This window comes from Paucidesulfovibrio gracilis DSM 16080 (assembly GCF_900167125.1).
Classification (GTDB): domain Bacteria; phylum Desulfobacterota; class Desulfovibrionia; order Desulfovibrionales; family Desulfovibrionaceae; genus Paucidesulfovibrio; species Paucidesulfovibrio gracilis.
Window position 1 is genome coordinate 232,555 of sequence record NZ_FUYC01000003.1, and the last position, 18,685, is coordinate 251,239.

Here is an 18,685-nt window from a genome sequence, read left to right on the forward strand (position 1 = left end):
GAGCGCTTTCGTTACTCCCAGCACGGGGCAGAGCACCAACCCGCACAGCAGTTTGTTGCATCCACAAAACAATAATTTTTAAGGTACCAACAATGAGCAGCATCAAGAAGGTCGTTTTGGCCTATTCCGGCGGTCTGGATACGTCGGTTATTTTGAAATGGATCAAGAAGCACTACGATTGCGAAGTGGTGACTCTCACGGCTGACCTGGGTCAGGGAGAAGAACTGGACGGCATTGAAGGAAAGGCTCTGGAAACCGGGGCCACCAAAGCGTTCGTGGAAGATCTTCGCGAAGAGTTTGTTCGGGACTATATTTTCCCCGCATTCCGCGCCAATGCCATCTATGAAGGACGGTATCTGTTGGGTACCTCCATTGCCCGGCCGCTTATCGCCAAGCGCATGGTTGAAATCGCCAACATGGAGGATGCCCAGGCACTGGCGCACGGCGCCACCGGCAAAGGGAACGACCAGGTTCGTTTCGAGTTGGCGGCTATGGGACTGGATCCCCGTCTCAAGACGATTGCCCCTTGGCGCGAGTGGGATCTTAAATCGCGCTCGGATTTAATGGCTTTTGCCGAGGAGAATGGTATCCCCATCCCGGTCAGCAGAAAAAAGCCCTGGTCCATTGATGCGAACCTTCTGCACGTCAGTTTTGAGGGTGGCGAATTGGAGGATCCGTGGAATGAGCCAGGTCCGGATTGCTACCGTTTGGTCCAGCCCGTGGAAAAAACTCCGGATGAGCCTGAGGTTATTACCATTGATTTCGAATCCGGTGATCCGGTCGCCATCAACTCGGTTAAACATTCACCGGCGGCTTTGCTGCAAAAGCTCAACGAATTGGGCGGTAAGCACGGCATCGGGCGTGTGGACATGGTGGAAAACCGTTTTGTGGGGATGAAGTCCCGCGGTGTCTATGAGACCCCGGGTGGAACCATTCTACACGCGGCACATCGTGACCTGGAAGGGCTGACCATGGACCGTGAGGTTATGCATCTGCGTGACGGCCTCATTCCGAAATATGCGGAGATGATTTATTACGGCTACTGGTTCTCGCCCGAGCGGGAATCGTTGCAGGCCATGATCGATAAGACGCAGGAGCGCGTTACCGGAACCGTGCGATTGAAGCTGTTCAAGGGTAATGTTATTCCTCTTGGACGCAAGTCGCCGTATTCCATGTATAATCCAGAATTGGCCACGTTTGAGGAAGACGCGGTCTACGATCAGGCCGACGCCGACGGCTTCATCAAACTGGTGGGGCTGCGGCTCAAGGGACGCATGCGTCAGAACAAATGGGGCGGTCGGGATTCCGACGACTAAGCGGGAACCATTATGGCGGATAAAAAACTTTGGGGCGGCCGATTCAAGGAAGGTACCAGTGCTTCTGTGGAAGCCTATACGGAATCTGTGTCGTATGATTGGCGCCTCTACCGAGAAGATATTGCCGGTTCTCAAGCCCATGCGCGTATGCTCGCCCGCCAGGGGGTGATCTCAGGAGATGAGGCCGAGACCTTATGCCGTGGACTGGAACAGGTGCGTGCCGAAATCGATGCCGGAGATTTTCAATGGAAGGTCGAGCTTGAAGATGTTCATATGAACATTGAGGCTCGTCTGACGGAGATCGTCGGGCCTGTGGGCGGCAAGCTGCACACGGGGCGGAGCCGGAACGACCAGATCGGCGTGGATTTCCGGCTGCATGTGAATCGAAGCCTGAAAGAGTGGAGCGAGCTGCTGGCCGGGCTGGTGAACGTGCTGGTGCACCGGGCAAAGGAACATCAAGACACACTGTTGCCGGGATGCACACATTTGCAGCCCGCTCAGGCGGTGAGCCTGGCCCAGCATCTGCTGGCCTACGCCTGCATGTTTCGGCGTGACCACGAACGCGTGGCGGATTGCCTCAAACGGGTTCGCGTATCTCCCTTGGGGGCCGCGGCCCTGTCGGGTACCACGTATCCCCTTGATCCGGCGTCTGCCGCCATGGACCTTGGTTTTGACCGCGCCTTTGAGAACAGTATGGATGCGGTTTCGGATCGTGATTTTGCCGTGGAGGCGATCGGAGCGGGTAGCCTGATCATGGCCCATTTGAGCAGACTTTGCGAAGAGCTGATTCTTTGGGCCAATCCGCAGTTCGGGTATATTCGTCTTCCCGATGCCTATTCCACTGGATCGTCTATTATGCCTCAGAAGAAAAATCCCGACATTTGTGAGCTCATGCGGGGCAAGACTGGGCGCGTTTACGGTTCCCTCATGGGGATGCTGACGCTGCTCAAGGGGCTGCCCATGACCTACAATCGGGATCTTCAGGAAGACAAAGAACCGTTTTTTGATGTGGATCGCACGGTTGGTGCATCCGTCGGAATCATGGCCGATATGCTCGATCAGGTCGAATTTGTGCCTCAGGCTATGGAGCGGGCATTGGAAGCCGGATTCCTTAACGCTACGGAATTAGCTGATTATCTCGTGGGGCGCGGAATGCCTTTTCGGCAGGCGCACCATGCTTCCGGTGCTTGTGTCGCTTTGGCCGAGTCCCTTGGTTGTGGTCTTGCGGAGCTTAGCGTGGAGCAGATGCGAGAAGCTGGGGCGGGCGTCGATGAAGATGTCTATGCAGTACTTTCTTACCGAGCCTCGGTGCAGCGCCGTGTATCGCCTGGAGGCACCGGACCCGATTCGGTTCGGGAGCAGTTGCGGGTTTTTGACGATTGGCTTGCGCAGCACCTTGGGTAACTATGATTCTTACCAGAGAACATATTCAACTCCTGAAGCATGTCCAGGCGTATTCCAATGTGAAGCGGTATCACGGCATGCTGCCCGAACGTGAGGCTCTGGCCTATGACTCAAAGATGTTGGACCATCTGAAAGAGTGCGGCCTTTTGGAAGAGGGAACGATCCTGACTTCCTGCGGATCTAATCCTCGCGGGTATCGATTGGCAAAGAATGCACGCAAGGAATTGAATTCACTCGGCATTGATTTCGCCGACCGTGCCTGGGAAAAAGTCCGTAACGACGATGAAGTCACTTTGGACCAGCTGGATAAGGAGCACATTGATCTGCTCCGTGATATCTACCATTTGTCCAAAGTCACGCGGTTTTGTGGCGTAGCTCCCAAAGACATGCTGCGGGACTACAATAACACTGTTTTGTATATGCTTTATGATATGGGGTATGTGTACCATATCAAGCTCAAAGGGAAGAATGTCCGGCACGGAGACGGGTATGTGCTTTCGGATAAGGCGCAACGTCTGCTGTTGCAATATGGGCTGGAAGCCTGAGGAACTTGGCGGAAGCGTACAGGAGTCGAACCTGCCCTGGACATCACTGCCCAACATTGGTTTTGAAGACCAAGCGCCACACCGGTGACGAAACGCTTCCCAACCGCAAAGGATAAATAGCAGCTTTCGTCCCCAGGGGCAAGAAGACGAAGTTTGTCTTCCCCTCTTGTCTTTTTCAGCAAGAGGGTTACATTGGATTGGACCAACCGAATCCAGTCGACGGATTGAAAATCGTCGAACGCCACAGTACCGATCCGGAGGAACAAGCTTGAATAATTTCGGCAAGAATCTGCTTATTTGGGCGACCATCTCAATAATGATGGTTGTTCTTTTCAATCTCCTGAACCAGTCACAGGTCCAGGAGACTCGTATCCCCTACAGTGAATTTCTCGCTCGTGTTGAGTCTGGAAGCGTTGACTCCGTCCTGATCCAGGGACAGCAGATCAGCGGTGTGTCCGGCCAGGGGGAGAAGTTCAGCACCTATTCGCCTGACGACCCGGACCTCGTCCCAACTCTTGTGGACAGCGGGGTTAGGATCATGGCAGAGCCTCCTGAAGAAGCTCCATGGTATATGACCGTCTTGGTTTCCTGGTTCCCCATGTTGCTGCTTATCGGTGTGTGGATTTTCTTCATGCGCCAGATGCAGGGCGGCGGCTCAGGTGGTCGTGGGGCCATGTCTTTTGGGCGTTCCAAGGCCCGCCTCATCAATGAAGAAATGACGAAGGTCACGTTTGAGGATGTGGCCGGCGTGGATGAAGCCAAAGAGGAATTGTCCGAAGTTGTCGATTTTCTGCGTGAACCGCGGAAGTTCACCCGACTCGGCGGACGCATCCCCAAAGGCGTGCTTTTGGTCGGCCCTCCCGGCACGGGTAAGACTTTGATGGCCCGTGCTGTAGCCGGAGAAGCCGGTGTCCCGTTCTTCTCCATTTCAGGATCTGACTTCGTTGAGATGTTCGTCGGTGTTGGTGCCTCCCGGGTGCGTGACCTTTTTAGCCAGGGCAAAAAGAATGCTCCTTGTCTTATCTTTATTGATGAGATTGATGCAGTGGGTCGGCAACGTGGAGCTGGTCTCGGCGGTGGACATGATGAACGGGAACAAACTCTGAACCAGCTCCTGGTGGAGATGGATGGTTTCGAGTCCAACGAGGGCGTTATCCTGGTGGCTGCCACCAACCGGCCCGATGTCCTGGATCCTGCGTTGTTGCGTCCCGGTCGGTTCGACCGGCAAGTGGTTGTCCCGACTCCTGATGTTCGCGGCCGTGAACGTATTTTGCGAGTGCACACCCGCCGCACCCCGCTGTCTCCGGATGTTGACTTGGCCTCCATTGCCAGAGGTACTCCGGGATTTTCCGGCGCGGATCTTGAGAACCTGGTCAATGAGGCGGCGTTGTATGCCGCTAAAATGAACCAAGAACACGTGCTGAATCGGGACTTCGAAGAAGCCAAGGACAAGGTGTTGATGGGCAAGGAGCGTCGTAGCGTGATTCTCAGCGAGAATGAGAAGAAAACCACTGCCTATCATGAGGCGGGACACGCTTTGGTCGCGAAATTGTTGCCGGGAACCGATCCCGTTCACAAAGTTTCCATCATTCCTCGTGGTATGGCCTTGGGCGTTACCCAGCAATTACCCGTGGATGATCGGCATAATTATTCTCTGGATTATTTGCGCAACCAACTGGCCATGCTGCTTGGTGGCCGTGTGGCCGAGGAAGTGGCTCTGGATCAGAAAACCACCGGCGCTTCCAACGATATTGAACGTGCCACGAAAATGGCGCACAGTATGGTTTGCCAGTGGGGCATGAGCGAAAAGCTCGGACCGTTGTCCTTTGGTGATAACCAGGAATCCGTGTTCCTTGGCAAAGAGTTGGTGCATAATCGGAATTACGGTGAGGAGACCGCCCGCACTATCGATGAAGAAGTTCGCCGTATCATCGACGAAGCTCATGAACAGGCGCGTTCTTTGATCAAGGAGAATTCCGAGTCGTTGGAAAAAATTGCCATGGCTTTGCTCGACCGCGAGACCATCAGTGGTTCTGACATCGATCTGTTGATGAAGGGCGAAGAGCTTCCCCCGCAGCCGCCGGTTAGCGAAAATGGCGGCTCCGGACACGGTTCCTCGGAATCTTCTGGTAGTGGTCCCGGGTATACGCCTGTGGAAGAAGCCGATGCATCGGCCTCACCTGGGGAAACAGAGGACTCCCCGGATTCCGATGAAGGAGAATTCCTCCTTGAAGAGGATGATGAGGGTGGTCGTGGTGGCTCAGACGACGGCCCAAAGATTCAATAATCCGGGAGCCTGTGTTTATATGCAGCATCAATGGACAATCGCAAGGGGCAGGGTTCTCGGACCCGCCCCTTTTTTTGTTGCCGGGATTGTCAATGTGACGCCGGATTCTTTCTATGACGGAGGGGAGTGGGATGATCCCGCCGTGGCTGTTCGTCATGCGCAGTCACTCGCTGCCCAAGGGGCCGATATTTTGGATATCGGCGGGGAGAGCACTCGGCCCGGCGCTGAATTGGTGGAGGCCGAAGCCGAATTGCAACGCGTGCTCCCTGTGGTGCGCGCCTTGAAAAGTGGCGCTGATTCCGATTCGTCCGGCCCTGTCATCTCCGTGGATACCAACAAGGCGGAAGTGGCCCGGCAGGTTTTGAAGGCGGGAGCCGATATCATCAATGATGTGTCAGCTTGTCGATTTGATCCTGCGTTAGTCGATGTCTTGGCGGAGTATCAACCCGGGTATGTGCTCATGCATTCGTCAGGGTTGCCGAGAGATATGCAGAAAAGGCCGCAATATCAGGATATCGTCTCTGAACTTTTGTCCTTTTTTGAGGGACGCCTCAAGGCGCTTCAACAGGCTGGACTTGATGAATCACGCATTGTTCTTGACCCGGGGATCGGATTCGGCAAAACATTGGAACATAATTTGACGTTGCTTCGTCAGATGCAACGGTTTTGCGAACTGGGATTCCCCGTCTATGTCGGACTGTCCAACAAATCCATGTTCGGGGATCTGCTGGGTCTCTCCGTGCGGGAAAGGGGAGAGGCCACTCGTGTGGCTACGGCACTTCTTGCCACTCGGGGAGTAGCGGTGCATCGCGTACATGAAGTGGCATTGGCACGAAACGCCCTAACCCTGGCTACGGCCATGATGTAATGTGAATGGTTGAACTGCTTGGACTACAAATCGCTTGGCGTGACATAATAGACATCGCCATTATTACGATTGTCTATTATCAGCTCATTCTTCTTGTCCGCGGCACTCGTGCCGTGGCAGTGATCTATGGGCTTATGTTGCTGCTGGTGGTGTACTGGGTCTCGGACGAGTTGGGGCTTTTTACTCTGAACTGGCTGCTGACGAATTTTCTTGGTTCTTTTTTTCTGGTCATCATTATTTTGTTTAGGAACGATATTCGGAAGGCCTTGGCGCAGATCGGGGTTGGCCGGTTTTGGCGAAGAACCCCGGTGGAAGAGCAAAGCCTTAATGAAATCGTGCTTGCTGTCATGGCTATGGCCCGTCGGCGTTGTGGTGCCCTTATCGTCATGGAGCGCGGCGTTCCCCTCGGGGATATTATGGAGCGCGGCATTGAAGTGGATGCCCGCATTTCCAAAGAATTGCTCATGAGTATCTTTAAAACCGATACTCCCCTGCATGACGGCGCCGTGGTCATCCGGAACGGTCGAGTGGCGGCAGCTGCGTGTATTTTACCGCTGTCTTCCAAGTTTCGTGGGCAGACGGTTTTTGGCACGCGCCACCGGGCTGCGTTGGGAATCAGCGAGGAAGGCGATGCCGTTTCCGTGGTTGTTTCTGAGGAGACCGGAGATGTGTCCATCGCCATGAACGGCCGTCTGACCACCAGCCTGGATGAACTGCGTCTGCGCCGCGTACTCAAGAATGTTTTGGAGCGTTGATCATGGCAATTCGTTGGCAAACCATGCTTGTGGCTTTTTTGCTTGCCGTTGCCACCTGGTACTTGGTGACCGGGCGTGAAAAAGTGGAAACCTGGCTGCCTTTGCCCGTAGAAATGACCAACAGTCCTGAAGGACTGGTCATTCAAAAAGGCATGGTTAAACGCATTGAGGTTCGGGTCCGCGGTCCCAAGGGGATGATCAGCACGCTGGATTTCAAGAAACTTGCCTATCCTTTGGATGTGAGCAGCTTGAAGGTCGGAGAGAATTTGATTGATTTGGATGCCCGCAAGGTTCCGCTTTCCCGGGCGTATGAGGTGGTCCAGATCAAACCGGACAGGCTGATCTTGACAGTGGACCGTGAGGCCGTCAAAACCGTTCCTGTCCATATTGAGTGGACCGGCGCCCCCAAGCTGCACCGGGACATGCAGGTGGACGACCTTCGCTCTGATCCGGAATTTGTGCAGTTACATGGCCCGGCCAGCGAGCTTCGCAAGTTGGACGTGGCTGAAGTGCGCATGGATACGGTTTTCGAGGACGATACCGCTCGAACCTGGACCGAGGACTTGCCGATTCTTCTGCCGGACTCCGTCAAGGCGCAGCCGGGGCTGGTGCGTGTGAGTCTGGAGCTTGGGCCGAAAACCCAGCGGATTGTCGTCAAGATTCGAAGTATTGAGGCGGAGCCTCCCAGGGGGTTGACCGTTGAGGTGGCGGATAATCTTGTGACTCTGGAAATCGAAGGTCCGGTGGCCCTTTTCCGCAACGATCAGTTCCGTCGTGAGATCGCCGCATACCCCAAAATTGAGCCGGGCATGAAGCCCGGGAACCACGAATTGGAATATTGGGTCAGTCTTCCCCAGGGATGTCGGTTGGTAGGCAAGAAACCGGAAACACTTTCCGCTGTTGTCCGCCGTGTCGAATAACATTGTTTTGGAGTTGCATCCTCGATGAATCAAAAGCTTTTTGGAACAGACGGCCTTCGAGGTCGGGTCAATATATTCCCCATGACTCCGGAAGTCGCTTTACGCCTTGGTTTGGCGGCAGGCCAATATTTCCGTAACGGCAGCAAACGGCATAAAGTGCTTATCGGCAAGGATACGCGGCTTTCCGGATATGTTTTTGAAACCGCCTTGACGTCTGGTTTTTGTGCCACGGGGATGGATGTTCTTCTTGTCGGGCCGCTTCCGACTCCTGCGATTTCCTTTTTGACGCGGAATATGCGTGCAGATTTAGGCGTTGTTATCTCCGCTTCCCACAATCCTTTCAGCGACAACGGGATCAAATTTTTCAACCGGGACGGATTCAAGTTACCGGACCAAGCTGAACAGGAAATCACGGATATGGTGCTTTCCGGCGATTCCAATTGGGATTTTCCGGCCGGGGAAGATATTGGTCGGGCGAAGCGCATTGTTGACGCTAATGGTCGTTATGTCGTGTTCTTAAAGAATACGTTTCCTCAGGATCGGACTTTGGATGGCATGAAAATCGTGCTGGACTGCGCCAATGGAGCGGCCTACGGGGTGGCTCCTATGGTTTTGCGCGAGCTTGGCGCCGAGGTTGTCCCCCTTGCCTGCAAACCGAATGGACTGAATATCAATGAATGCTGCGGTTCGTTGCATCCGGAGCTGATCGCTCAAACCGTGGTTGAGCAAGGTGCTGATATCGGTCTGGCATTGGATGGCGACGCGGACCGTCTTATTGTTGTGGATGAAAAGGGGAGTGTTCTTGATGGAGATCAGATCATGGCCCTTTGCGCACAAAATTTGTTGGACCGGGACGCATTGCCGGGAAATACGCTCGTTGCCACGGTCATGAGCAATATGGCACTGGAAATTTTTATGCAGGAACGCGGCGGACGGTTGCTCCGTACGCCCGTGGGCGATCGGCACGTGGTGGAGGCTATGCGGCGGGAAGGCGCAGTGCTGGGGGGAGAGCAGTCCGGACATTTGATTTTTCTGAACCACAGCACAACTGGCGATGGCCTCCTGGCGGGTTTGCAGCTGCTTCGCATCATGCAGGAAAAGGACCGCCCTTTGTCCGAGCTGGCGAATTTGTTGCAACCGTTGCCCCAGATGTTGAAAAATGTTTGTGTGGAGCGCAAAATTCCATTTGATTCCGTTCCGGCAGTGGACAAGGCTGTCCGGGAGGCGGAAGGGGAATTGTGCGGCCGGGGGCGTGTGTTGCTTCGTTACTCCGGCACCGAATCACTGGCTCGTGTCATGGTCGAAGGGGATGAAGAGAGCAAGGTGGAAGCCTTGACCGAGCGTCTTTGCTGTGTGCTGCAGGAGCATTTGCGCTAATGTTCTTGCAATTTTATGATTTTTTGTCTTTCCTTCTTTTTTTGAGCAATGCTAATTGACCATCGTGCGAAGTCCAGGAAGAGGAGAAGCGATGCAGATCAAAAAGGTCGTTATACCGGTCGCGGGGTGGGGAACACGCTCTCTGCCGGCCACGAAGAGCATCCCCAAAGAGATGCTGCCTGTCTACCGTAAACCCGTGGTACAGTACATTGTCGAGGAAGGCATGGAAGCCGGACTCGAAGACGTTGTGTTTGTTACCAATCAGAATAAAAAGATTATCGAAGATCATTTTGATCGCAGCTTTTTGCTGGAGAACTTGCTTGAACGGAGCGGCAAGACGCAGTTGCTTGAAGAGGTTCGCGCCGTGGCGGACATGGTCAACGTTATTGCCGTGCGCCAGAAGGAGCAATTGGGTCTTGGACACGCCGTGCTTTGTGCGCGTGAGGTTTGCCGCAATGAGCCTTTTGCCGTCATGTTGGGCGATGACATGGTTTTTGGCAAGGGAGCGGGCATCCGTCAACTCATCGAAGCGGCTGAGACGGAAAAAGCCGCTGTGGTCGGCGTGATCGAAGTCCCTGACGATCGGGTTCACAAGTATGGAATCATTCAGGGGGAAGAGTTCGCTCCTGGCATGTTCCGGGTTTCAAACCTTGTGGAAAAGCCGAGCCTTGAAGAAGCTCCGTCCCGGCTTGCGATCATTGGCCGATATGTCCTGTTGCCGGAAATCTTTGATATTCTTGAGCATCAATCCGCCGGCGTCGGTGGTGAAATTCAACTGACCGATGCCTTGCAGGGGTTGGCCGACAACGGCAAGCTCATTGCTGTGAAACTCAAGGGACGGCGATTTGATGCCGGGGATTGGGTTGAATACCTGACGGCGAATATCTATTTCGCATTGCAGGATGAAGCCCTGCATGAAGATATCTCTGCCCGCCTGCGGGAATTGCTGCCTCCTACCAAATAAAGATAGCAAAAACCGGCGGTGCCTCTGAAAAGGGGCACCGCAATTCTATGCGACAATACTGGCGGATATTGCTCCCTACCCCACCGTATTCGGAACTCACATATGAGTTGCCGGAGTGGTTTCCTGCGTTGCAACCCGGGTGCCGCGTACTGGTTTCGGTCCGCCGCTCCCTGCGTGTGGGCGTGGCCGTGGGAAAAGAAGAGGAGCAACCTGGGTTTACCACAAAGCCGATCCTTTGGGTGCTGGATAAGGCTCCGATTCTGGATGCCCCATATTTGGAACTGGTTCGCGAATTGGCTTGCCGCCAGATGAGCGATGCCGGAGCCATTTTGCACCAACTGCTTCCAGCAGGATTGCGCTCGTCGGATTTTGTTTTCGCCATTGATGGAGCCGAGTTTCCCTCGCGTCTTCGCCCGCAGGCTGTCGCACGTATGACCGATTCGGAAGTGCGTCGGTTGCTGGCGCTGTGGGAAAATGGTTCCATGCGGTTGCATCTGAATCCCGCTCGAGAGGCTGAAGAAACGGTCGTACGGTTGATGGCGGATCCGCCATGGCCAGTTCGTCCGAATGCGGTGCAACAGCTCGCTTTGTTGGAGTACTTGCTGGAAAATGGACAGACCACTCGTCAACGTTTAAACAAAGAACTTGGATCGAAAGTCGGTCCGGCCTTGCGCCGACTTACAACGTTGGGACTTGTTTGTACTGGGCGACAGGAGGTCGGTGATGATCTCGTTGATCAGGCCTGTGTACCGGCTGCAGATGCCCCGGTGAACTCTCCGGAACAAAACCAAGCCTTGGAGCGGCTTTCCAAGGCATTGCGCTCCGATTGTGCGGAAACCGCTTTGCTCCATGGCGTAACCGGCAGCGGCAAGACCCATGTGTACCTCTCACTGGCGGAACAATGCTTAGCCTCGGGACGTTCCGTTCTTTTACTCGCTCCGGAAGTGGCTCTCGCGTGCGGTCTGTTTCGGGCAGTGCAGCAGCGTTTTCCAGGAAAACGTTGCTTACTTTACCATGGCTATCAGTCCCCGGGATCCCGGCGTGATGCATTTTTATCCGTGGCATCGGGAGAACCAACCCTGGTGGTTGGAACCCGTTCCGCTTTGTTTTTGCCAATTCGTGAGCCAGGTTTGATCGTCGTTGATGAAGAACATGACGAAAGTTTCAAGCAGGAAGAGCGCCTCGCGTACCAAGCCAAGGAAATCGCCTGGTTTCGGGCCAAGCAGGCCCATGGTTTATTGGTTCTTGGCTCGGCTACTCCCGATGTAAAGTCATATTATGCAGCCAGTCAGGGACATCTGCCCTTAATTCCCATGACACACCGCGTTGGCGGCGGTACGCCGCCGGATATTCGCCTGGTCAGCATCGCGGGGATGAAGAATGCGGATAATCCGTTGGCACCGGAGACCGTTGAAGCTTTGCGGGAAACAGTTTCAAACGGCGGACAGGCCATCGTCATGCTCAACCGGCGTGGCTATGCGCCCTTGATGTATTGTTTGGATTGTGAAGAAGTTATTCGGTGTCCGCATTGCCAGGTAGCCATGACGTTCCACAAAAGCCGAGAACGGCTGGTTTGTCATTATTGCGGCACGGCGTACCCCTATCCCATGCTTTGCATGAAATGTGGGGGCGGGAAGTTCCTGCCCATGGGCGAAGGGACCGAGCGCTTAGAAGAAAGCCTTGCCAAAGCCTTGCCTGAGGGGGTGGGGATTTTGCGCATGGACCGGGATACCACACGTCGACAAGAGCGCATGGAAGAAATTTTGAGCGCTTTTTCGCGGGAAGAGGCCCAGGTGCTCGTAGGGACGCAGATGTTGTCCAAGGGACACCATTTTCCCAACGTCACGCTGGTCGTGGTAGTTGATGGTGATTTGGGCCTGAATTTACCGGATTATCGTTCTGCCGAACGAACGTATCAATTGTTATTGCAAGTGGCGGGACGTGCCGGGCGAAGCACCTTGCCGGGTCGCGTCTTGGTGCAGACGCGCAATCCGGGACACCCGTTTTGGCAGCATGTTCTTGGCGCGGATTATTCCACGTTTTACCAACGGGAAATCGAACAACGGGAACGTTTCAGCTACCCACCTTTTGTTCGTTTGGGATTGATTCGGATGAGTATACCGGCTTGCGATGCCGAAGGCGAAGAACTGCCCGAAGATCCGAAACTGCTCATGAAGGCTGGCGATGCGTTGCAGGGCGCAGCCCGTCGATGCGGAGTCAAAGCATTGGGACCGGCCCCGGCACCCTTGGCCATGCTGCGTGGACGCCGTCGATACAATTGCCTCCTCAAGGCCGGACAGTGGCCCGACATTCGAAGTGTGTTTGCGGCCTTTTCCTCCTGGAATCCGGATCCTGCCAATATTCGGATGCGTCTGGATTTAGATCCCGTCAATATGCTGTGATTTTTTGTTCGGGGCGTGTGCCTCGACAGTCGCGGTAAAGACAGCTAGTATTTGTGACCGTTACGACAGATATTTTGATCCCGACCCTATGAGCGCAGGAGTACGATTCGTTATGATGAGGGTAGGCCGAGGCTTGAAGCGATGGTTGCCTTTTGGGGGCAGTGTCCTTGTGCTGGCTTTGTTGCTTTCAGGGGTTGCTTGGCCCGGAGATGTTCTGGCGCAACAAAAGGTGGGCTTTGTCAATCCTCAGCGGTTGATCGACGAGTCCGACATCGGTAGGACCGCGCAACAGGATCTTGCCAAGCTGGGGCAGGAGAAGGATCGCCAGATTCGTGACAGTGCCAAGAATATCAATGAACTCAAAGCCCGGCTTGCGGATGCGACGCTTTCTGACTCGGAGCAACGCACTTTGGAGAGCAAACTTCAGATATTGTATGAACAGCATGATCGGTTGATCCAAAAGAGCAATGAAGACATTCAGTATGAGGAGGCCCGCTTGATTCAATTCATCATGAAGCGCGCCGATGCAAGCTTGCGGCACATTGCGCAACAGCAAGGGTTTTCCCTGGTTCTGACCGATCCGGATATTGTGGGTTATATTGAAGATTCCGCTGACCTCACTGATCTTGTCATTCAAGACCTCAACCAACGGTATTGATGCTTACCATGCTGCAACGGATTATTATTTTTTTACTCGTCACGATGGTCTGGCTGGGAGGCGTCCCCGCATCGGCCGCAGCCGAGGGCTGGGGGCGCCTCATGACACCCAAAAGTCCCCTTAACCTGCGAGCGGGACGGGGACCATCCAGCAAGCGAATCACTACGTTCATGCCGGGCCGTCGAATCCGGGTCGATTTTGAAAAAAACGGTTGGGTGGCCGTATTTGAGCCGGACGTGAAGGAGCGAGACATCTCCAAGGCCATAGGCTACGTCAAGGCGAGTTATTTGGTCCCCGTGGGTGACTGGGGTGAATATCGCACCCCACGGGGAATGCTTAACATTCGAAAAGGGCGTGGTCCTCGGACCGCGCATGTGCGGACGCTTCAACCAGGCGATCTGGTTAAGGTGGATTTTGAAAAAAATGGCTGGGTGGCCGTGTTTGAGGCCGAAGAAAAAGTGCGGTCGTTGGACCGGGCCATCGGCTACTCCAAGAGCAAATTCCTTTTTCCTGCGGATCCGGAACAAATTGAACGGGCACTTTCCGCAGGCAAGCCCGATGCCGGGAAAGGCGCTTCGGAGGTGGCAGTCCAATCCTCTTCCGTTTCAGCGGAAGCTGACCAGGAGGGGCATGAACCGTCCGCACCGTCCGAACAGGCCGTGACGGATCCTTCCTCGGCATCCCCCGCACATTGGGGACGGCTTGTGAAGGTTTCCAGAAGAGTGAATGTGCGAAAAAAGCGGACCGCGGCGTCCGAGCTGGTGGATACGCTGGAACCGGGACAGGCCGTGCGGGTGGATCTGCTTCGCAAAGGGTGGTACGCCGCTTTTGCCTTAGGAGAATCGCAACGGGATGAAGCCCACGCACTGGGGTTTATTTATTCGCCATTGCTGGAAAACGATCTGGATGCCCTGCCGGAGTTGGACCGGGAACGTGAATCTGTCCCTGCGCCGCAGCATAATGACATGGAAGCCGCGCCCATGAACCAGGTGCGGGGAACTGTGAGCAGTGAACCACCTGCAGAATTGCGTGAGTCCAGCTCCACCCCCGAGGCCCAGCAACCTCCACAGGCGCCGGAATCGCAAAGTATGGTCGTGGAACCGCCTGAAACATCGGAGCCGCACAAAGGCCCGATGCCGGTGGCCGATGAAACGCGACATGGATTTCATTTTAAGGTCATGGAGCGGATGGAGAGCCGTCAGGGGAGATATCCCCTCGATGTGTTGAAAGTTTTCCTCGATGTGACCGTGGTTCCCGGCAGTGAATCCCTGAGCGACTTTTGTCGAACACTTTGGAAGGAGCAATGGCGACAGGGAACCTTGATGCGTGTGGATGTGTATCTTCCCGGAATGGATCTTAAGGATTTGTCATACGGTGAGGCGCTTTTTGATGGAAAAGGAATACGTCAGTTCTGGACTCGCGAGGCCGTTTTGTATGGAACTCGCTTTCAGCGCTGACATTTGGAGCGAAATTCCGGTCGTCCAAAGGGATTTCGGCACACCTAACGAATGAGGGATGGGATAATGCAGGAACCTGCTGAAAAGGCCACCGAGCTGTTTCGACTGATGAATCGGCATCGTCGCGATGTCTTTAAAGGATACCGCGATTTTACCGCTACAATTAAAAAGGACAGCACCATTGACAGCAAAACGCAGAGCCTGATTCTCATTGCCTGCTCTATTCTGTCGCAGTGCGATATGTGTATTTCACTGCACGTGCAGAATGCGGCTTCGCATGGAGCCACGCGCGATGAGATCATTGATGCGGCCCTGCTCTCAGTGGCCATGGGCGGTTCGCCCAAAATGATGTATATGAAATACGTCTACGACGAAGTGGACAAACTGTTCGACTGATTTAAAAATCCCGGGGGTGTCCTGCTCCCGGGATTATAATTTATCAAGCAGCCAAAATTGTTTTCCTTCACGATGGTCTGCAAGATCCTGCTGCAGGATTCCCTGTTCGATGGCGGTGGCGGCCTCCGCCAACGAGATTTCGTCTGACTGCAATTCAATACATTGTGCTTGAACAATTTTTCCTAACACAGGCTGTTTGGCCTGAATTGCTGAGAAATTGTTCCAATATTCCAGTGCCGTTTTTTGTTCCCCCTGGTGCGCAAAGGCTAAGCCCGCCCAAGGGTACGCCGCAAAAAGAACATTTTGCCGTTGAATTGCTTCGCGAAGCAGTGGCGCCGCATCTTGGGCATTGCCCGTTCTCAGCAGCGTAATTCCCGCAGCGGCAAGACGCGCAGGGAAGGTTCGTTTGCCGTTTGTTTTGTCGTGATCCAGCATGGAGAGAAACGCTTGCGCTGCCGCGTTGTTATATTCTCTTGCCTTGTCCATGTCTCCGCGAATCTGGGCCCGCCATGCGCGTTCAAGATTGCGTTTACCCACTTGGCTTGATGGCGGAGTGGATAGTTTTTTCCATAGTTTTCCGAGCATCGTTATCCCTCCTCGTTTGATAATAGCCGGGTTGCTCGCTTTCGGTCAATTCCTGCAAAGAGACTTTGCCGATTGTCTGAAACGAAATGCATTTTTCCGGTTTCAGATGGCATTGGAACCTCTTGTGCCTTTTTCGACCCTCGGGTAAATTAGTTTGAAAATGTAAAGAATTGGAGGGAATTATGAAGCATACCCTTTCCGCCCTTGTGCGCAACGAGCCTGGCGTCCTCGCCCATATGGCACGCCATTTTGGTGAAGCAAAGTTAAATATCAACTCCATTGCCTGCGGGGAAACAGAAAATCCTGATATTTCGCGGATGGTTATTCGTATTGAGGCAAACCCGGAACGAATCAGCCGGATTACAGAACGAATGCAAGCATTGGATGTCGTCATTCAGGTGGATGATCTGTCCAGGAAAGAATTTGTGGATCGCGAGCTGGCCCTTATCAAGGTGGCATTGACACCAGAGGACACGGCTCAAATTATGCAAATTTTTGAGGTGTTTCGGGCAGACGTGGTGGGCATGGGGCAGCGAAGCGTTACCGTAGAATTGACCGGGGATGAAGCGCGGGTGGATGGGCTGATCAAGATGTTGAAACCCTATGGGATTTTGAGCATGTGCCGTACCGGCACCATCGCCTTGAAGCGCGGGGACGAATAAGTATGACCATTCGTTCCTTGGACGAGTTGGTAAAGGGCGAATTGAACCGGGGTGGGATGCCGCGGGTGGCTGTGGCGCCTTGCGCCGATGCCTTCGTGCTTGAGGGAGCGTTGAATGCCTATGCCAAGGGCGTGGCCGAGCCGGTACTCATCGGCGATATGCAGCGAACCACCGGTCTGGCCAGTGAGCTGGGGGTGGACATAGGACCACTTTGGGCCGAGCACGAACCGAACCCTGAAGCTGCTGTTCAGCGGGCCGTGACGTTGTATCGCGAGGGGGAAGTGGCCATCCTCATGAAGGGGCTGGTGGGTACGGCAGTGGTGCTCAAAGCTATTTTGAACAAGGAAACCGGTGTGCCGCCGAAGCAGGGCATCTTGAGCCATGTTACGGTGTTTGCCGCCCCTGAAGAACGCCGACTTATGTTGCTCACGGATGCAGGAGTGAATATCCGGCCTAATTTGCAACGCAAGGCGGACATTTTGCGCAATGCGTTGGGGGTGGCACGGGTGCTGGGGATTGAGAAACCAAAGGCAGCCATGCTTGCAGCAACGGAAAAGGTGAACTACCCGGCAATGCCAGCGACGTTGGACGCGGATGTAATCAGTAAAATGGCTGTGCAGGGGCAATTCGGCGATTGTTTGGTTTATGGACCATTGGCATTGGATTTGGCTATTTCCCGGCAATCCGCAATGACCAAGGGCATTGATCATCCAGTGGCAGGCCGGGCCGATATCCTTTGCGCGCCGGATATCGAGAGCGGAAACATTTTGTATAAGGCCTTGGGGTCGCTTCTGCGTACGCCGCTGGCCAGTGTGGTCGTGGGCAGCGCCGTCCCCGTGGTCGTTCCGTCACGAAGTGACTCGGGGGTTTCCAAGTTTTATTCCATTGCCTTGGCTGCGCTTTTGGCTCGTTATTCTTTGCATGCGCAGGGGGAAGACGTATGACGCTTCGTGTCCTGACCGTAAACCCTGGATCCACTTCGACGAAGGTCTCCCTGTTTGAAGAGGAAGAATCTGTTTTGTCTTTGGAGGTTCGGCACGATAAAGAGACTCTGGCAAAGTATGAGCACGTTTTGGATCAATTGCCGTTGCGGCGTGATACCGTTCGTACTGCCTTGCATAAGGCGGCACATGGTGGCCGGGTGCCTCGACTGAGTGCTGTTGTGGGACGTGGCGGATTGTTGCGCCCCATGTCGGGCGGCATTTACTCCGTTAACGATGCCATGATTGCGGATTTGCGTTCGGCCCGTTTTGGGGAGCATGCCAGCAATTTAGGCGCACTTCTCGCCAGGGAGTATTCCCTGCGGGACAACGTGCCAGCCTTGGTGGTCGATCCTGTTGTAACGGATGAGATGCGTTCCGTTGCCCGGGTGACGGGACTACCCTGGGTGCAGCGGCGAAGCGTTTTTCACGCATTGAGCCAAAGGGGGGCGGCCCGTGCCGTGGCGCGTGAAATGGGCTTGGAATATGAGCGAAGCCGTTTCATCGTGGCGCATATGGGCGGAGGAATCTCCATTGGCGCGCATGATCGGGGCCGGGTTGTGGATGTAATCAACGCCTTGGACGGCGAGGGACCGTTCAGCCCGGAAAGGGTGGGCAGCTTGCCGTTGATAACGGCTCTTGGACTTGTATTGCAGCAGAAGCACAGTGTTCGTGAATTGCAGGAATTGGCTCTGACCAAGGGCGGGCTCTGGGCGCATATGGGGACCAATGATTTGCGCGAAGTGCTTGAAGCATGTGATACCGGTGACGAAAAAGCTGCCTTGGTTTTTGATGCGCTCTCCTACAATATTGCCAAACATGTTTCGTCCCTTGCCCCGGCCTTGCTTGCTGGACCTGACTCGCGGTTGGACGGGGTGGTGCTTACGGGTGGTCTTTCGCGATCTTCCCGGCTTGTGGCATCGTTGCGCGACCGACTGGAGTTCCTTGCTCCCGTCTCAGCATTGGAAACGGACGAAATGCGCGTCATGGCAGAAGGAGCCTGGCGTGTTTTGCGTGACGGGGTGAAACCGGTGCAATATACGTCCTGACCAGCACTATTCCCTGTTATTGTATGTTGTAAGGCTAGTCCTCTTTGCAATCGGGGTTCC

Annotated in this window: 17 protein-coding genes and 1 tRNA gene; 16 read left to right on the forward strand and 2 right to left on the reverse strand. The window is 54.5% G+C overall.

The annotated features are described in order from the left end of the window. Positions 1 to 92: 92 nt before the first annotated feature. Genes B5D49_RS05370 through B5D49_RS05380 form a run of 3 tightly spaced genes read left to right on the forward strand, consistent with a single transcriptional unit; the run spans position 93 to position 3,265 of the window. Positions 93 to 1,316, forward strand: a complete 1,224-nt coding sequence (locus B5D49_RS05370; RefSeq protein WP_078716643.1) for an argininosuccinate synthase — start codon at positions 93 to 95, stop codon at positions 1,314 to 1,316. 12 nt (positions 1,317 to 1,328) lie between these two features. Then, a complete protein-coding gene (argH, locus tag B5D49_RS05375) occupies positions 1,329 to 2,720 on the forward strand; it encodes an argininosuccinate lyase (RefSeq protein ID WP_078716644.1) in 1,392 nt (463 codons plus the stop codon). A 2-nt stretch (positions 2,721 to 2,722) separates the two neighbouring features. Then, complete coding sequence (locus tag B5D49_RS05380; RefSeq protein WP_078716645.1) at positions 2,723 to 3,265, forward strand: hypothetical protein; 543 nt, start codon at positions 2,723 to 2,725, stop codon at positions 3,263 to 3,265. Positions 3,266 to 3,271: 6 nt separating this feature from the next. On the opposite strand, the gene B5D49_RS05385 is transcribed toward B5D49_RS05380, so the two are convergent. Continuing rightward, positions 3,272 to 3,365, reverse strand: a tRNA-Sec gene (locus B5D49_RS05385). Between the two features lie 168 nt (positions 3,366 to 3,533). Here B5D49_RS05385 and ftsH point away from each other — a divergent pair. The 10 genes from ftsH to B5D49_RS05435 all read left to right on the forward strand — a co-directional run bounded on the left by ftsH (position 3,534) and on the right by B5D49_RS05435 (position 15,349). After that, positions 3,534 to 5,552: an ATP-dependent zinc metalloprotease FtsH gene (gene ftsH / locus B5D49_RS05390; protein ID WP_078716646.1), complete on the forward strand. Its 2,019-nt coding sequence runs from the start codon at positions 3,534 to 3,536 to the stop codon at positions 5,550 to 5,552. 19 nt (positions 5,553 to 5,571) lie between these two features. After that, positions 5,572 to 6,420, forward strand: coding sequence for a dihydropteroate synthase (gene folP, locus B5D49_RS05395; RefSeq protein WP_078716647.1), 849 nt, complete (start codon positions 5,572 to 5,574; stop codon positions 6,418 to 6,420). 5 nt (positions 6,421 to 6,425) lie between these two features. Beyond that, positions 6,426 to 7,175: a diadenylate cyclase CdaA gene (gene cdaA / locus B5D49_RS05400; RefSeq protein ID WP_078716648.1), complete on the forward strand. Its 750-nt coding sequence runs from the start codon at positions 6,426 to 6,428 to the stop codon at positions 7,173 to 7,175. Between the two features lie 2 nt (positions 7,176 to 7,177). Beyond that, positions 7,178 to 8,095 carry a CdaR family protein gene (locus B5D49_RS05405; protein WP_078716649.1) on the forward strand — a complete coding sequence of 306 codons (918 nt, stop codon included), beginning with the start codon at positions 7,178 to 7,180 and terminating at the stop codon, positions 8,093 to 8,095. Between the two features lie 24 nt (positions 8,096 to 8,119). After that, a complete protein-coding gene (glmM, locus tag B5D49_RS05410) occupies positions 8,120 to 9,472 on the forward strand; it encodes a phosphoglucosamine mutase (protein ID WP_078716650.1) in 1,353 nt (450 codons plus the stop codon). Between the two features lie 91 nt (positions 9,473 to 9,563). After that, positions 9,564 to 10,436: a UTP--glucose-1-phosphate uridylyltransferase GalU gene (gene galU, locus B5D49_RS05415; RefSeq protein WP_078716651.1), complete on the forward strand. Its 873-nt coding sequence runs from the start codon at positions 9,564 to 9,566 to the stop codon at positions 10,434 to 10,436. 47 nt (positions 10,437 to 10,483) lie between these two features. Next, the gene (gene priA / locus B5D49_RS05420; RefSeq protein WP_078716652.1) at positions 10,484 to 12,838 is read left to right on the forward strand and encodes a replication restart helicase PriA; all 2,355 of its coding nucleotides are present in this window, start codon (positions 10,484 to 10,486) and stop codon (positions 12,836 to 12,838) included. Between the two features lie 169 nt (positions 12,839 to 13,007). Then, positions 13,008 to 13,496, forward strand: a complete 489-nt coding sequence (locus tag B5D49_RS05425; protein ID WP_159447141.1) for an OmpH/Skp family outer membrane protein — start codon at positions 13,008 to 13,010, stop codon at positions 13,494 to 13,496. An 8-nt stretch (positions 13,497 to 13,504) separates the two neighbouring features. Next, a complete protein-coding gene (locus B5D49_RS05430) occupies positions 13,505 to 14,953 on the forward strand; it encodes an SH3 domain-containing protein (RefSeq protein ID WP_159447142.1) in 1,449 nt (482 codons plus the stop codon). Positions 14,954 to 15,019: 66 nt separating this feature from the next. Further along, positions 15,020 to 15,349: a carboxymuconolactone decarboxylase family protein gene (locus B5D49_RS05435; protein WP_078716654.1), complete on the forward strand. Its 330-nt coding sequence runs from the start codon at positions 15,020 to 15,022 to the stop codon at positions 15,347 to 15,349. Between the two features lie 33 nt (positions 15,350 to 15,382). Here B5D49_RS05435 and B5D49_RS05440 read toward each other — a convergent pair whose 3' ends face one another. After that, positions 15,383 to 15,934: a hypothetical protein gene (locus B5D49_RS05440; protein ID WP_144019186.1), complete on the reverse strand. Its 552-nt coding sequence runs from the start codon at positions 15,932 to 15,934 to the stop codon at positions 15,383 to 15,385. A 182-nt stretch (positions 15,935 to 16,116) separates the two neighbouring features. On the opposite strand from B5D49_RS05440, the gene ilvN reads away from it, so the two are divergent. From ilvN to buk, 3 genes are read left to right on the forward strand one after another with little or no spacing between them, the layout of a single operon-like run. Further along, positions 16,117 to 16,596: an acetolactate synthase small subunit gene (gene ilvN, locus B5D49_RS05445; protein ID WP_078716656.1), complete on the forward strand. Its 480-nt coding sequence runs from the start codon at positions 16,117 to 16,119 to the stop codon at positions 16,594 to 16,596. 2 nt (positions 16,597 to 16,598) lie between these two features. Next, positions 16,599 to 17,540 carry a phosphate acyltransferase gene (locus B5D49_RS05450; RefSeq protein ID WP_078716657.1) on the forward strand — a complete coding sequence of 314 codons (942 nt, stop codon included), beginning with the start codon at positions 16,599 to 16,601 and terminating at the stop codon, positions 17,538 to 17,540. Then, positions 17,537 to 18,625 carry a butyrate kinase gene (gene buk, locus B5D49_RS05455; protein WP_078716658.1) on the forward strand — a complete coding sequence of 363 codons (1,089 nt, stop codon included), beginning with the start codon at positions 17,537 to 17,539 and terminating at the stop codon, positions 18,623 to 18,625. The genes B5D49_RS05450 and buk overlap by 4 nt, the downstream gene beginning before the upstream one ends. Positions 18,626 to 18,685: the final 60 nt, after the last annotated feature.